Here is a 14,270-nt window from a genome sequence, read left to right as displayed (position 1 = left end):
GCCGGAATGCCCGCTTCGAGGGCCAGCTCGCCCAGACGGTCGGCGGTCAGCGGGGAGAGTTCAGACATCTTCAGCACCGCGGTGTTACCCAGCGCGAGACAGGGCGCGACCTTCCAGGTGGCGGTCATAAACGGCACGTTCCACGGCGACACCAGCGCGCAGACACCCACCGGCTGCACCAGGGTGTAGTTGAGCATCTTGTCGTCGACCGGGTAGGTTTTGCCGTTCATCTGCTGGCACACCTCGGCGAAGAACTCGAAGTTGTGCGAGGCGCGCGGAATGAGCACGTTTTTGGTCTGGTGGATCGGCAGGCCGGTGTCGGCGGTCTCCATCGCGGCAATGTCCGGCACGTTCTGGTCAATCAGATCCCCCAGGCGACGCATCAGGCGCGCACGCTCCTTCATCGGCAGGTTGGCCCATTTCGGGAACGCCTCTTTGGCGGCGGCAACGGCCTGATGGATTTCGGCTTCGCCCCCGGAGGCTACTTCAGCCAGCACCTCGCCGGAGGCCGGGTTAGTGGTTTGGAAGTACTCACTTCCGGCGACGTTTTTCCCGTTGATCCAGTGGTTAATCTTTTTCATTTTGCAGTCTCCTCACTGACAATTCGGTTTACCAGACGGCCTACGCCCTCCACTTCCACCACCACTTCATCGCCCGGTACCACGTCGGACAGCCCCTTCGGCGTGCCGGTGGCAATCATGTCGCCCGGTTGCAGGGTCATGAAATCGCTCAGATACGCAATCAGGAATGGGATGCTGAAAATGAGATCGGCGGTGGTGCCTTCCTGACGCAGTTCACCGTTAACGTAGGTGCGAAGACGAAGGTTGTGCGGGTCAGGGATGGCTTCTTTTGGTACCACGTTCGGGTTAATGGGGGTCAGCCCGTCGCGGCTTTTCACCCGCAGGTTTGGGCGATAGTAGTTTTCGAGATAATCGCGGATGGCGTAGTCGTTGCACACCGTGTAGCCCGCAACATAGTCCATCGCCTCGGCTTCGCTGACCTTACGCGCGGTTTTACCGATGACCACCACCAGCTCGGCTTCGTAATGCATGTATTCAATGTTGTTTGGGCGCACCGAGGTCTGGTTGTCGCCATTAAAGGTGTTCGGCGCTTTGATAAACACCAGCGGCTCGGTAGGCGGTTTGAAGTCCAGCTCGCTGGCGTGATCGGCGTAGTTCAGGCCGAGTGCGAACAGCGTGGCGTGCGGCGGCGTGCGCGAAGCAATGGTAACGTCGCGTTCCACTACCACCGGGTTTTCCAGCGGCGGAAATCCCTCTGCCAGAATGCGTACCCGATCGCCCGGGCGAATTTCGACACGGCTTTGTGGGGTACCGAGCAATATCGCATCGCCGGGGTTCAGGGTGGCAAATTCGCTCAGCGCGCTCAGCAGTTCGGCGGCGTTGCGGTGCAGATCGGCCGTGTTCCAGTGGTCCGCTTCGCGACCGTTGATCTCGGTGATGATGGTCAGGTTGTCCACGTTATCAACGGCGACAGGTTCGCCGAGCGGGCAAAATCCATCCCGACATTTGGCCTTGATCGCCGGACGGTAGAAGCTCTCTTCCGGCAGGCTGATTTCGTTGGCCAGCGCGTAGCCAGCGATGTACGCCGCCGCCTCTTCAACGCGGACTTTGCTGGCGGTTTTGCCCACCACCAGCGCCACCGTTGCGCCGCTTAACACGGTTTCTCCCTGTGGGAAGGGAATCGGCTCGCCTGCGCGAATAACGGTGTTATGTGGCTTGATAAACCACACCGCCGTTTTTGGCGGCGCGTTATAGGGGGCTTTTTCAAACGCCTCAGCCCAGGCTGCACGCTGGCTTTGGTGGTTTAGCGCTACGGCAAAAACAGTACCTTTCATTCCCATACTCCTCAAACCGGCTGTCCGGTTTTGATTTCATTAATATGTTAATGATCTGGTTTTATGCTTTTGCTGTTCGTTTCGCAATCAGAAGTGAATAATTTGTGATATGAATAACAATAAATTTACATAAATGAGTTAATTATCTTTTAATTCAATGGATTAAAAAAATTGCGTTGTTTCTGTTAGACTTTTTGGGTTACAACGTGTTGTCTATAAAAGCATCTATTTTAAATTGTTTACTTGTTAATGATGTAAGGGGAAGGTGATGCATGACTCATTAACCATCGCGCTGTTGCAGGCGCGTGAAGCGGCGATGGGCTACTTCCGCCCGATAGTGAAGCGGCATAATCTGACCGAGCAGCAGTGGCGTATCGTCCGCGTGCTGGCCGAGCATCCCTCCATGGATTTTCACGATCTGGCGTTCCGCACCTGCATTTTGCGCCCAAGCCTGACCGGCATTCTGACGCGGATGGAGCGCGACGGTCTGGTGCTGCGCTTAAAGCCGGTGAATGACCAGCGCAAGCTGTACGTATCGCTGACGAAAGAAGGCAACGCGCTGTACCAGCGTGCTCAGGCTCAGGTGGAAGAGGCGTACCAGCAGATTGAGGCGGAATATACCCCGGAGAAGATGACGCAGCTCACGGCGCTGCTGGAAGAATTTATTGAACTTGGAAACCGACATATTGCCGCGCGGGACGAAGAGTAAAAACCCTAAATTCCAGGATGATTTTCGTAAAGTTTTCCCTTTCCAGGCCGAAAATTCTGTATCTGTCTGAGGAAAGAGAAAACATGTTAAATCGTATCAAGATTGTCACCAGCTTACTGCTGGTTTTAGCGATATTTGGCCTTTTACAACTCACATCCGGTGGTCTTTTCTTCAATGCCCTGAAGCATGACAAAGAGAATTTCACCATCCTGCAAACCATTCGCCAGCAACAATCCACCCTGAACGGTAGCTGGGTGGCGCTGCTGCAAACCCGTAACACTCTGAACCGCGCGGGTATCCGCTATATGATGGATCAGAACAATATCGGCAGCGGCTCAACCGTCGCCGAGCTGATGCAGATTGCCTCTGCGTCTCTGAAACAGGCGGAAAAAAACTGGGCGGATTACGAAGCGCTGCCGCGCGACCCGCGTCAGAGCGACGCTGCGGCACTGGAAATCAAACGTAATTACGATATCTACCACGGCGCGCTGGCCGAGCTGATCCAGCTGCTGGGGGCGGGCAAGATCAATGAGTTCTTCGACCAGCCGACCCAGAGCTATCAGGATGGCTTTGAGAAGCAGTACGTCACCTACCTGCAACAGAACGACGCGCTGTATCAGACCGCGGTTGAAGACAGCAACAGTTCTTACCGCCAGGCTATCTGGGTGCTGATTAGCGTGCTGGCTGCGGTGCTGGTGGTGATTGTTGCCGTCTGGCTGGGTATTCGTCAGGCGCTGATTTCGCCGCTGAACCGTCTGATTGACAGCATTCGTCATATCGCCAGCGGCGACCTGGTGAAGCGCATCGACGTGGAAGGCTCCAACGAGATGGGGGAACTGGCTGACTCCCTGCGCCACATGCAGGGCGAGCTGGTGCGTACCGTGGGTGACGTGCGTAACGGCGCAAACGCCATTTACAGCGGTGCGAGCGAAATCTCGATGGGCAATAACGATCTCTCATCCCGTACCGAACAGCAGGCTGCCTCTCTGGAAGAGACGGCCGCCAGCATGGAACAGCTGACTGCCACCGTGAAGCAGAACGCCGAGAACGCCCGTCAGGCGAGCAACCTGGCCCTGAGCGCGTCTGAAACCGCGCAGAAAGGCGGCAAGGTGGTGGATAACGTGGTGCAGACCATGCGCGATATCGCCGGCAGTTCGCAGAAAATCGCCGATATCATCAGCGTGATCGACGGGATTGCCTTCCAGACCAATATTCTGGCGCTGAACGCGGCGGTAGAAGCGGCGCGTGCGGGCGAGCAGGGCCGCGGCTTTGCGGTGGTTGCAGGTGAAGTCCGAAACCTGGCGCAGCGCAGCGCCCAGGCGGCCCGTGAGATCAAGAGTCTGATTGAAGACTCCGTGGGGCGCGTGGAAATTGGTTCAACGCTGGTGGAAAGCGCGGGTGAAACCATGGGTGAGATCGTGAATGCGGTAACGCGCGTGACGGACATCATGGGCGAAATCGCGTCTGCGTCTGACGAGCAGAGCCGCGGTATCGACCAGGTTGGGCTGGCGGTGGCTGAGATGGATCGCGTGACCCAGCAGAACGCCTCGCTGGTGGAAGAGTCTGCGGCGGCGGCCGCGGCACTGGAAGAGCAGGCGAGCCGTCTGACGCAGGCTGTTGCGGTGTTCCGTATTCAGCAGGAACAGATGAAGGCGCGCGAGTTCGCCTCCGCGAAAAGCGTTGCCGCTCCGGTAGTGGCGCGTAAACCGGCGACCGCAGATGCGGGCGATAACTGGGAAACGTTCTGACGCTGTGCGTTTTGCCGGGTGGCGGCTGCGCCTTACCCGGCCTGCGGAAATGGGTTTTGTAGGCCCGGTAAGCGCAACGCCACCGGGCGATCTTACAGAGGCAGGCGCATGGCGCAGCGGGAACCATACGCTAAACCGTGCGCCGTCTCTTCCTCGCGTTTCTGGCGCAGTTCCGGCGTCAGCGTCGTCAGCATTTCAAACCCTAATCGCCTGTAGAAGGGCGCATTCCACGGGACATCACGAAACGTCGTTAACGTCAGCGAGTTCAGCCCCAGACTGCGGGCATGCGCGACGGCACGGGCGATTAACTGGCGTCCGAGACCTCGTCCCTGCCAGTCCAGGTGAACCGACAGTTCCACAATAAACAGCGACGATGGATGAGCTTCGGCGAGAATAAAGCCCACAGGCCTGTCGTCAGCCAGCGCCAGCCAGCTTAATCCGCGTCCGGCGTAACCGAGGTGATCTTCAACACAAATAACCTCATTGTCTGCCAGCCAGGCCAGCTCAGGAACGTCGCGAAACCGCTGCCCCGCCGCACGTTCGATGGCGGGCAGGGCAGCGACGTCGTCGATGCGCGTCGGGCGAAGGGTGAACGCCGTCATCAGCCAGCGCTGCTCACAATTTTAATCTCCACCATGCCGATCCCCAGCTTGCGCGGAGCGTGACCGAGAATATTCCCTTCGTTAGTGGACTGCGGATCGGGCGGCACAATGACCAGCGTATTGCTGCGCGTTGGGTTATCGAAGTGCAGCGTGCTGGTGGTGACATCATTGCTCAGCGTCAGCGTCTGTTCTTTATCGCCGACGCGCACCGGTATAGGACGGTTTGCGTTGGGACCAAATGCCCTGGCGGTGATCACCAGATCGAATTTCTCCGGCAGCGGATGGGTATATTCAATTTTCACCTCATCGCCTAACTGGGCGTTAGACCAGCGCCCCCATGATTCCGGCCGCGAAATACCGCTGAACTGCTTCACCTCTTCCGGCGCGCCGGCAACATTAAAGATGAAGCTGTCTGCTTTATAACGAATGTCGTTGTCGACGATTTTCAGCAGGTCTACGTTGCGCTGATAGCGTGCGGTATCAATAACCGTATCTTTAAACGCGGTTTTTCCCTGCCACTGCGGTTTGTCAACGTGTTGCACGGTCTGCTCGCCGCCGAGTTGCCCCTGAGAGACGCACCAGTCGGTGGACAGCGACAGCTGTTGCGACCAGAGCTGGCCCATTTTGTAGCATTTGTCGACCCAGACGAAATTATCGCGCGGGGCGAATTCCGCCAGCTGGAAGCGCAGTGGCGCGGAGTATTCGCTTTCCGGCAGCGGCTCGACGCGGTTATCCGACACGCGCAGCAGCAGTGGCAGGCGGAAATGGCTGCCGGAGAACGCGATCATTTTTTTATCTTGATCGATGGTGAAGTCTTTTATCTCTTTCGGGAAGTTCCACAGACGAATGATATCCGGCTTCCAGGCGAGGATTTTTTCCTTCATGTTGAGGAAGATTTCCGACAGGGACTGGCCCGACAGCGTACTGCGACCCAGTCCAATGAAGTTATCGCCACCCAGAATATCCAGCACGGTAGCGCCGTTATCCATCGAGTTACGTTTAGCGGCAATGATCTCCTGCTGCGGTTTATCGCCGCGCAGCACAAAGAACAGGTTGCTGCGATCCAGCTTATTCAGCTCATCCCAGGCGCTGTTTTTCATCGCCAGATGGTCAGATGAGACGACGATGACCGTATTTTTGAAATACGGCGACGCTTTGATTTTCTCGATTAACGCCGCGATATGCTCCTGGCTACAGGTCACGGCGCTGAACGACTTGTTGTTTTTACCGTCAATGTCGTAGCCCTGACGTTTACAGGTGCGTGAGACAAAACCATCCGGATGATGCGTGTCGACGGTCAACGCAAACAGCGAGAAGCGTTTACCGGCGCGGGAAAGCTCCTCGAATTTCTTCCAGGTTTCATCCAGAACGGTATCGTCGTAAAAGCCCCAGTCGTTGCGGTAGGCCGGATCGGCCACCGTGGTTTTCAGCTCTTCGGAACCATACAAGTGATCGAAACCGTGGGATTTCAGGAACACATCTTTCCCGGCAAAGCGCAGGTTAGCGCCCTGCATAAAGTAGTTTTCATAGCCCGAGTTTTTCAGGATATCGCCGAGGCAAATGTTCTGCGGGAAGAAGCTCGACATCGAGGCGGAGGCGTTGCCTTCAAACGGAGCGAACAGCGGAATGCCGCACTGGGAGGCCACCATCCCGGCGATGGTGTAATCCGTGCCAGGGAGCTGCATGGTGTGGCTGAAGTCGAGGCCCTGGTTTTTCAGCGCGCCAAGCTCTGGCGTCAGGTTCGGGAAAGCATCGTTATCAAAATAGGTGCGCTCCAGACTTTCGCCGTAGATATAGACCAGGTTGAGTCTTGGATTGTCGATCTTCTTCGAGGGTTCTTTGTAATAGGCCGCAAAGTCCGGGTCGCCATCGCGCGACTGGGATTTTACCAGCTCGGTAATTTGATGGAATGCGGGGCTGGCATCCACGGAGGCCAGCGCCAGGCACAGCGCCAGCAGGCTGTAGCCATGATGATGCGGACGGTGACGGCGACGGCGCAGAACCCAGGCCAGCGCGGCGAAGATGCCCACCAGGGCGACCACCAGCCCCAGACCCGGAAGGATATACTTACCTACACCAGCGCCGGTCAGGCTGTTGGTCAACGTGTAGAGCACCGCGTCGTTAATACCGTCGCCGGTAAAATAATCGCTGGCATATAACGTAATGTTTAAAACAATAAAAATGCCGAGCACCACCAGGGTGGCCACAAACCACCAGGTGTGACGACCAGCTTTCCAGGCATAAACGCCGATGGAAGCCAGGAAAAGGACAAGGGACATTAACTCTGACAACAGCAGATCCTCATCATGCCGGACGCTTAGCCGGCTAATTGCTTATTTTTTGGGTAATACAATGTAATTGCGATGTCGCTTAGCTGCAATTTTAGTGTCACGAAAGTGTGCTGTTGTTAGGATTTGGTTTATAAAATCGGATTTTTGAATACAGTCGCATCGTGGTATACGGAGGCTGAGGTGGTGGCAGGGGATAAAAAAACGCACTTCACGCCGCGGTGTAAGACTAACGTAATAAACCCGGCGTGTTGTGGCAGAAAATGGGAGACGATCAGGAGAGGAAATTAACGCCTTGTTTCAGCACCAGATCGCAGGCTTTCGTTTTCACCTGTTTCGCCAGAGATGAATTTCCAAGGGTGCTGAGGTTCAGCTGCTGGCCATTTTGCGCGTTCAGCAGGCCCTGAATACCGTCCATATAGTTGGTGTCCGCTTTCTGCTCCTGGGTGTCCAGACCCAGTTTACCCAGCACCTGGTTTTTGATGTTTTCGGTATCGGTGACGGAAGCCAGTTTCTGCTTCGCGCAGTATTCCAGAATGCCCGCCGCATTGTTCATCGTGCCGGCGCTCAGGCTTTGGGAGCTGTTACTCAGCAGGCCGGTGAGGGACGAGGCTGACAGCCCGCCCTGGGACGTGCCGCTCTCTTTGGTTAACTCACTTGCTGCGCTGGAGAGCGACTCCTGCCATGATGCGGCCTGCGCTGCGCCAGTCACCAGCAGGGCGCCAGTAAGGATGCTGATAAGAAACTGTTTTTTCATAATGATTTACTCAACAAGGTCCGTTTTGGGCCAGAAGTGGGTTCAGTATATACCTCTGCTCTTCCGGCGCTCCCTGGAAATATCTTAATACTCTTTGCCGGTGACGCGGCTGCGGTAGCTGTCCCAGTCGAAGATGACGTACAGGCTGTTACCCAGCTTCATGCGATCCATCACCCGCTCGCCAAGAAGTCGGGTCATCTCGTCGATATTGTGGTTCGTCAGCATACCGGTTGGGCGTTTTGACGACGAACGGCGATCGACAATCTGGTTGATGATCACTTTTTCGTAGCGGGACTCCGTCTGGACGCCGATCTCGTCGATGACCAGCAAATCCACGTTACTTAAATCATTCAGCAGCTGTTCTTCGCTGGTTTCGCGGTTGCTGAAGGTGTCCTTCATGGCGGACATAATATCGGCCACGGTGATAATCAGCACTGACTTCCCGCGCAGCAGCAGCTCGTTGCAGATAGCGGCCGCAAGGTGATTTTTCCCCGTGCCGGGTTTTCCGCTAAAGATGAAGCTGGCAATGTTGCCGTCAAATTCATCCACATACTGGCGCGCCTGGTTGAGGGCGTTCATCTGCCCCTGCGACTCGACCTTATAATTCTCGAAGGAGCAGTTCTGGTGCAGAGGGCGAATGCCAGAACGGTTAAAGGTGCGCTGCATTTTCATCGCGCGGTTTTCGCGGGCGAGGGCAGCCGCGCGAATTTTACCCTGCTCTTTTTGCCACGCCAGCAGCTCTTCACCGGTGGTGAAGGCGGGCTTCACGTTGGCGGGCATCATCTTCTGCAAACGTTTCATCAGGTCGCCGACGTTTTTCATTTCGCACCTCGGAATCCATCAGGGATTTTTTTGTCCGGTTCTGAAAAGGCATTGATATCACGTTTTGGCTGGCCATTGTTGCTGGCGCGGTTGATTTGCAGACTGCGCGCGAACTTTTGCTGCCACTGAACATGGTGGAAGACTTTTCCTTCAGCCTGCCAGTAAGCGGTAAAGGCCGCCAGCTCTTCTGGCGTCGCGGGCTGCGCGAGGGCTATTCCCCATAAGGCCGCCTGCCGCTGAAAATCGGCGTCCGGCTGCCAACCGGCGTACATGGGAAATTTCCCCATTGGAACGGCCACCGGAGCGCTGGCGGGTTCGTCAAAAAACTGATTATCCAGCATGACATCGCTCGCCGGGCGCGACAGCTTCGCTTCAATTTCCAGAAGCTGCGCCAGACGTTCCGGCGTGACCGCATAAAACGCCGGGGCGTTGTCGGCAAATACCGCGAGCGTGCCGCCTTCGGCGTGCGTCAACACACCGCGAGGATCGCGCATAAAGGCATCAATGCCAGCAATGCTGGTGGTCAGGATTCTGGAGGACATAACACTTTCTCAACTGATTACTACGGGCGTGATTGAGGGTTATGGTAGCACAGAGAGAGGAGAGGAAAGGAGAGGATTTCCCCGGCGGCGTTACGCTTACCGGGGCTAAAATCACAGGAGCTGATTACGCGATGATGTTCAGCGTCACGTCGATATTGCCGCGCGTCGCGTTAGAGTACGGACAGACGATATGCGCCGCATCCACCAGTTTTTTGGCTTCCGCTGCGTCCATCCCTTCAACGTGGATGTTCAGCTTCGCTTCGATACCAAAACCGGTTGGCAGCGGGCCAATCCCCACTTCGCCTTCAATAAAGGCATCTTTTGGCAGAGCGAATTTGTCGCGTGCCGCAACGAACTTCATTGCGCCCAGGAAGCAGGCGGAGTAGCCCGCAGCGAACAGCTGTTCAGGGTTGGTTACTTCACCCCCCATGCCACCCATCTCTTTGGGGACACCCAGTTTGACATCCAGAACGCCATCGGAAGACGTTGCGCGGCCATCACGGCCTCCGGTTGCTTTGGCTTTGGCAGTGTAAACAACTTTTTCTAAAGACATGGCAGGTTCCTCATCTTACGTTTATATGCACTATTAAATAGCGCGCGATGTATTAAGTTAAAATCAGGCGCGTAAAGTATAGCCTTACGCGCGATGAAGCTGTTGGCGCAAAAGTTCGAGCTGGTGCTTGAGCGCCAGCATGGTGTCGGTATCACACTGCGCTGCACAGCCCACGGCGTGGGGTATCGTCACGGCCTGCTGTTGCAGCGCCCGACCCGCGTCGCTCAGGGTGACGGCGACCTGACGCTCATCCTGACGGGAACGCTGGCGGAAGATTAATCCTGCACTTTCCAGGCGTTTCAGCAGGGGCGTCAGCGTGGCGGAATCCAGGAACAGCCGCTCGCCAATGTCTGATACCGTAATATCATCCTGCTCCCACAGCACCAGCATCACCAGGTATTGCGGGTAGGTCAGGTTAAGCGGCGCCAGCAGTTGCCGGTAGAGCTTGTTAAGCGCCAGATTTGCCGAATAGAGGGCAAAACAGAGCTGGTTATCCAGCAGAAGCGCGTTAGTGGTGTCGTTCATTTTTGCGTCCATGAAATGAATATAGATAGTGCACGATACAATTGCAAGCTATTTTATTATACGCGTGGACGTTTGCGGTAAAGCCATAAGCCGGGGATCGACAGGCCGATGGAGAGCGCGCCCACAATCGACGAGGCTTTAAGGAAGTTGCTCAGAAGCAGGATCATCTGCGGTTCGCTGTAGCCAAAGTGGCTGATTTTGACAGCGGAAATCATCGCCGTATAGGCTGAAATACCCGGGAACATAGGAATGACTGCCGCCACGGTGAACACCTTCGGATGCGCCAGATACCAGCGGGACCACTGAATACCGATGCTGCCGACCAGCATGGAGGCGATAAACGTCGACCATTCGATATTAAAGCCCGCGGTCATCATGATCATACGTGACCCGTGGCCAATGGCACCCAGCAGCGCACACCAGGGTAATGCACGTTGCGGGACGTTAAACACCATCGCAAAGCCAACGGCGGGAAGGGCTGCCAGGAGCATGTCCTGCGCCAGTGCGAGCAGAAAATCGATCACGCCCATCCGCGTAACCCCCAGAGTGTCATGGCCATTACCACCCCGATACAGGTCGCCAGCGTCAGCAGGCTGGCTATCGCCCAGCGCGCCAGACCGGTGTTGATGTGGCCTTTGAACATATCAGCGACGGCATTGATTAAGGGAAAACCCGGCACCAGCAGCAATACGCTGGCGGCCATCGCAACAGTAGGCGTGCTGGCGAAGTAAGGCTGGCGCAAAAGCAGGCCGGATACGGTTGTCGCCACAAATGCCGTGATGCAGAAGTTAATTTGCGGATGCAGTTGCCTGTGCGTCAACAACTGGCGGACATACATCGCGATGCTGCTGGCAAAGAAGGTCACGACAGCGCCGTCCCAGCCGCCCGCGTTGAGCTTGCAGAAGCAGGCGCAGGAGAGTCCCACCATCAGCACAACCAGCCAGCGTGGATACCGGAGAGGTTTGATCTGGTTGAAGCGTTTCTCTATTTCCCGCAGATCGAGCAGCCTGTGTTCAGCAAGGATCACAATGTGCTGCACTTCCGTCACGACGTGCATGTTAATGCCGCGGTCATGATTTTTACGAGTGGAGGTGAGGCACTGTCCGTCTTTAATGGTGGTCAGTACAATGGCATTTGACGAGATGGAGCTCTCAACGCTGTCCATCCCCAGCGCCAGACCAAGGCGTGTGGAAAGTTCTTCGACGAGGGCGCTTTCTGCCCCGTGTTGTAAAAGAAAAAGTCCGCACTGAATACATAGCCGCGTGGTAGCACGTTGCGTAGACCGATCTGCCTGCATGAAACGCCCTGAAGAGAAGAGAGATTGCTTACTTTTAACACAAAGGGCAGGGCCCTTTGCGCTGGGCCAGATCAACATTTGTGCGATCAGTTGCGTGTCCAGCATGGCGAAGAGGCCATATCTTTATTTATTTAATGAATATGTGACGAGAATTTATAAAAAAAATATATTAAGTATTTCTAATTTCATATTTTCGATCTTTTCACACAACCAGAATTAAATTCTTGTAGTCTTTATGCGATATTAAGACTGTATTGGGCGTTTCATAACCCATGTGACATTTCTTCTGGTTTACGAATATTAAGCCGTTTTGTACTAAGGAATACAAACGTGTTTAACCTCGTAGGGTTAGTTCGTTCTTAAATAATGAATTCATGACATGGAGGGTCTATGTTGCCATTGAATGGTAAACACGGAGTTGTGATTAGCAGAGTGCCGGTTATGCAAAATGGGTTAGGTGGCGTCATGTCGCGTCATTTTCCCGATTTTGAGATAACGTACTGCCGTTCGATGCAGGAGTTGACGCTACTTCAGTTGCGTCGCGCCGGGGTCGTTATTGCCGATATTTCGGGTGAGTATCGTAATCCTCGCGGCACGCTTGAGCAGTATTATGGATTAATGAATCAGTATCGGGATATTCACTGGATATTCCTTGTCTCGCGTCCTCTTTATCCGCTTGCAGTAGAGCTTCTTATGCGTCCGGAAAGCACGCTGCTTTCAGATATGGAGCCTATTGAAGGCGTCATTAACGCTATTCGCGCGGGCAGTGAACGTGCCGAGCGAATAAGCCAGACGTTATTAATACCGGAAACGCCCGATATTGAAGAGGAGAGTGAGCAAATGATTGCACTCACTCACTCTGAACGCAAGGTGTTGCGTTTACTCGGTAAAGGTTGGGGAATCAACCAAATTGCCACACTACTGAATAAAAGTAATAAAACGATCAGCGCACAGAAAAACAGTGCAATGCGTCGCTTATCACTTCGCAGTAATGCCGATATGTACGCGTGGATAAGCAGTACCCAGGGAATGCGAGAACTCAGTTTAATGTCGGCTTATGGAGAGTTTGAGGAATGGAAAAGACCACTGCAACAAGACATATCGCCGTCATCGAAAGCTGCTCAATGAGCGCTGTGGGGCTGAAGCATCTCTTTGCGATGCCCAGCCTGAGCCATTACCAGGTGCACCTGTTTAGCAGATTCGCCAGCTTTAAAGCGGCGCTCTCGGATATCTCATTCTATGCGGTTATCTATTCACTGTCTGATGAGCGTGAGGAGCGGAGAAACTGTCTTGCCTGTTTACGGGATCTCACCTTCACCCACAGCGACGTCCAGCGTATTGTGCTGGCCTCTGACGAAATGGAGGCGAGGCTGGTCAGCCATCTTTCGCCTTCTCGCTTGCATGGAATCATCAGTAAATCGGTTCCGCTAAAGCAGCTAATGGAGGGCCTGAAGACATTACTCAGCGAAACGCATCAGGTGAACGACAACATGTACAATCACTGGTGTGTTAGCAATCGTATGTTAAGCCCAACCGAGAGGGCGATTCTGCGTTATATGTCATCGGGTTTTTCGATCCCTGAAATTGCAGCACAGCTTGAACGCAATATTAAAACTATCCGGGCGCATAAGTTTAACGCCATGGTAAAGCTGGGCGTCAATTCTGACGTGGGATTACTGGATGCGGCGGATATCCTGGCGCATCTCCCTGCCCGGGAAGTTCGTCGTTCCGCTCTCACCGTTCCTTCATTCTCTTAGCGTTAAATGATGCGCCAGAGTGCTTCTGGCGCATCGTTCAAATGCACACATCCACCCATTTTGCTGCGGTCAGTTCCGCCATTCTGTCGGGCGATATACGCACCGCACTGTGGATGGCGCCCGCTGCGGGTAACACTTCCGCGTATTGTTTTAATGTGATGTCACAGTAAACAGAAAGCGGGTTTTCCAGTCCGAAAGGGCAGACGCCGCCAACAGGATGACCTGTCAGGGTGACTACCTCATCGCTGCTGAGCATGCGGGCTTTTGCGCCGAATGTCTCTTTAAGCTTTTTGTTATCCAGACGCGCATCGCCTTTTGCAACCACCAGAATCACGTCATTTTTAATTTTTAGTGACAGCGTTTTGGCAATTTGGCCGGGTTCAACGTTGTGCGCGGCAGCAGCAAGGGCAACAGTCGCTGTGCTTTGGTTAAGCTCAATGATCTCTATATCCGGAGCGTGTTCGGCAAAAAACTGTTGTACAGACTGCAAACTCATTGATTCCTCCTGACAAATATCCTGCGTAATCTGTCATAAGAATTTAGTCGCTGTAAATATCCCTTAAGTAACAAATATCCGTCAGGGGCGATTTCTGGATCGCCTTCACATTCACAGAAACCGGTTACAGTAACCGGTTGCAGAGCGTGATGCAGAGATTAATACTGAGTGTGTAACTTCCCCTGTATCTAATAATAAGAGCTAATTATGAAACCATTCCGTTTGAGCAGTACCGCAGGTACACGATCCGGCAAGGTTGTGACGCTGATGTATGGAACAACGTGTGACGTGAGAACGTCCGAAACGAACGTATGACAGG

16 protein-coding genes are annotated in these 14,270 nt (G+C 54.4%); 4 read left to right on the top strand and 12 right to left on the bottom strand.

What is annotated here, in order from left to right; genetic code table 11:
* Together DD606_RS00805 and hpaG are read right to left on the bottom strand one after the other, a co-directional pair.
* A partial coding sequence (locus tag DD606_RS00805; protein ID WP_129258071.1) for an aldehyde dehydrogenase family protein occupies positions 1 to 581 on the bottom strand: 581 nt, incomplete at its 3' end.
* Positions 578 to 1,855 carry a 4-hydroxyphenylacetate degradation bifunctional isomerase/decarboxylase gene (gene hpaG / locus DD606_RS00800; protein ID WP_003856593.1) on the bottom strand — a complete coding sequence of 426 codons (1,278 nt, stop codon included), beginning with the start codon at positions 1,853 to 1,855 and terminating at the stop codon, positions 578 to 580. The genes DD606_RS00805 and hpaG, both read right to left, overlap by 4 nt.
* A gap of 268 nt (positions 1,856 to 2,123) precedes the next feature.
* Between hpaG and hpaR the strand changes: the two genes are divergently transcribed.
* The gene (gene hpaR, locus DD606_RS00795) at positions 2,124 to 2,564 is read left to right on the top strand and encodes a homoprotocatechuate degradation operon regulator HpaR (protein WP_003856591.1); all 441 of its coding nucleotides are present in this window, start codon (positions 2,124 to 2,126) and stop codon (positions 2,562 to 2,564) included.
* An 83-nt stretch (positions 2,565 to 2,647) separates the two neighbouring features.
* On the top strand, positions 2,648 to 4,312 hold the full coding sequence (gene tsr / locus DD606_RS00790; RefSeq protein WP_003856589.1) for a methyl-accepting chemotaxis protein: 1,665 nt from the start codon (positions 2,648 to 2,650) through the stop codon (positions 4,310 to 4,312).
* 92 nt (positions 4,313 to 4,404) lie between these two features.
* On the opposite strand, the gene DD606_RS00785 is transcribed toward tsr, so the two are convergent.
* The 9 genes from DD606_RS00785 to DD606_RS00745 form a co-directional block, all read right to left on the bottom strand.
* Positions 4,405 to 4,914, bottom strand: coding sequence for a GNAT family N-acetyltransferase (locus DD606_RS00785; protein ID WP_003856587.1), 510 nt, complete (start codon positions 4,912 to 4,914; stop codon positions 4,405 to 4,407).
* Positions 4,914 to 7,205, bottom strand: coding sequence for a phosphatidylglycerol--membrane-oligosaccharide glycerophosphotransferase (gene opgB, locus DD606_RS00780; RefSeq protein ID WP_022650356.1), 2,292 nt, complete (start codon positions 7,203 to 7,205; stop codon positions 4,914 to 4,916). Before opgB ends, DD606_RS00785 begins: the two co-directional genes overlap by 1 nt.
* A gap of 271 nt (positions 7,206 to 7,476) precedes the next feature.
* On the bottom strand, positions 7,477 to 7,959 hold the full coding sequence (locus DD606_RS00775) for a DUF2501 domain-containing protein (RefSeq protein ID WP_015572603.1): 483 nt from the start codon (positions 7,957 to 7,959) through the stop codon (positions 7,477 to 7,479).
* Between the two features lie 84 nt (positions 7,960 to 8,043).
* On the bottom strand, positions 8,044 to 8,781 hold the full coding sequence (gene dnaC / locus DD606_RS00770; protein ID WP_003856580.1) for a DNA replication protein DnaC: 738 nt from the start codon (positions 8,779 to 8,781) through the stop codon (positions 8,044 to 8,046).
* Entirely contained in the window at positions 8,778 to 9,323 is a 546-nt protein-coding gene (dnaT, locus tag DD606_RS00765; RefSeq protein ID WP_003856579.1) for a primosomal protein DnaT, read from the bottom strand. Before dnaT ends, dnaC begins: the two co-directional genes overlap by 4 nt.
* A 124-nt stretch (positions 9,324 to 9,447) precedes the next feature.
* A complete protein-coding gene (locus DD606_RS00760; protein ID WP_003856578.1) occupies positions 9,448 to 9,876 on the bottom strand; it encodes an organic hydroperoxide resistance protein in 429 nt (142 codons plus the stop codon).
* A gap of 84 nt (positions 9,877 to 9,960) precedes the next feature.
* Positions 9,961 to 10,413, bottom strand: a complete 453-nt coding sequence (locus DD606_RS00755) for a MarR family winged helix-turn-helix transcriptional regulator (RefSeq protein ID WP_032608457.1) — start codon at positions 10,411 to 10,413, stop codon at positions 9,961 to 9,963.
* A gap of 44 nt (positions 10,414 to 10,457) precedes the next feature.
* Complete coding sequence (locus DD606_RS00750) at positions 10,458 to 10,931, bottom strand: threonine/serine exporter (protein ID WP_003856576.1); 474 nt, start codon at positions 10,929 to 10,931, stop codon at positions 10,458 to 10,460.
* Entirely contained in the window at positions 10,922 to 11,698 is a 777-nt protein-coding gene (locus DD606_RS00745; RefSeq protein WP_003856575.1) for a threonine/serine exporter ThrE family protein, read from the bottom strand. The genes DD606_RS00750 and DD606_RS00745 overlap by 10 nt, the downstream gene beginning before the upstream one ends.
* A 390-nt stretch (positions 11,699 to 12,088) precedes the next feature.
* Here DD606_RS00745 and DD606_RS00740 point away from each other — a divergent pair, with 390 nt between their 5' ends.
* Together DD606_RS00740 and bglJ are read left to right on the top strand one after the other, a co-directional pair.
* On the top strand, positions 12,089 to 12,826 hold the full coding sequence (locus tag DD606_RS00740) for a response regulator transcription factor (protein ID WP_003856574.1): 738 nt from the start codon (positions 12,089 to 12,091) through the stop codon (positions 12,824 to 12,826).
* Positions 12,823 to 13,455: a DNA-binding transcriptional activator BglJ gene (bglJ, locus tag DD606_RS00735; protein WP_003856573.1), complete on the top strand. Its 633-nt coding sequence runs from the start codon at positions 12,823 to 12,825 to the stop codon at positions 13,453 to 13,455. The genes DD606_RS00740 and bglJ overlap by 4 nt, the downstream gene beginning before the upstream one ends.
* Before the next feature lie 37 nt (positions 13,456 to 13,492).
* Here bglJ and DD606_RS00730 read toward each other — a convergent pair whose 3' ends face one another.
* Positions 13,493 to 13,951, bottom strand: a complete 459-nt coding sequence (locus DD606_RS00730) for a YbaK/EbsC family protein (protein ID WP_003856572.1) — start codon at positions 13,949 to 13,951, stop codon at positions 13,493 to 13,495.
* Positions 13,952 to 14,270: the final 319 nt, after the last annotated feature.

This window comes from Enterobacter cloacae complex sp. GF14B (assembly GCF_004136805.1).
In the GTDB taxonomy this organism is placed as follows: Bacteria; Pseudomonadota; Gammaproteobacteria; order Enterobacterales; family Enterobacteriaceae; genus Enterobacter; species Enterobacter hormaechei_C.
Note: the sequence above shows the minus strand (reverse complement) of the source record. Positions and strands in the feature narration are given on the sequence as shown.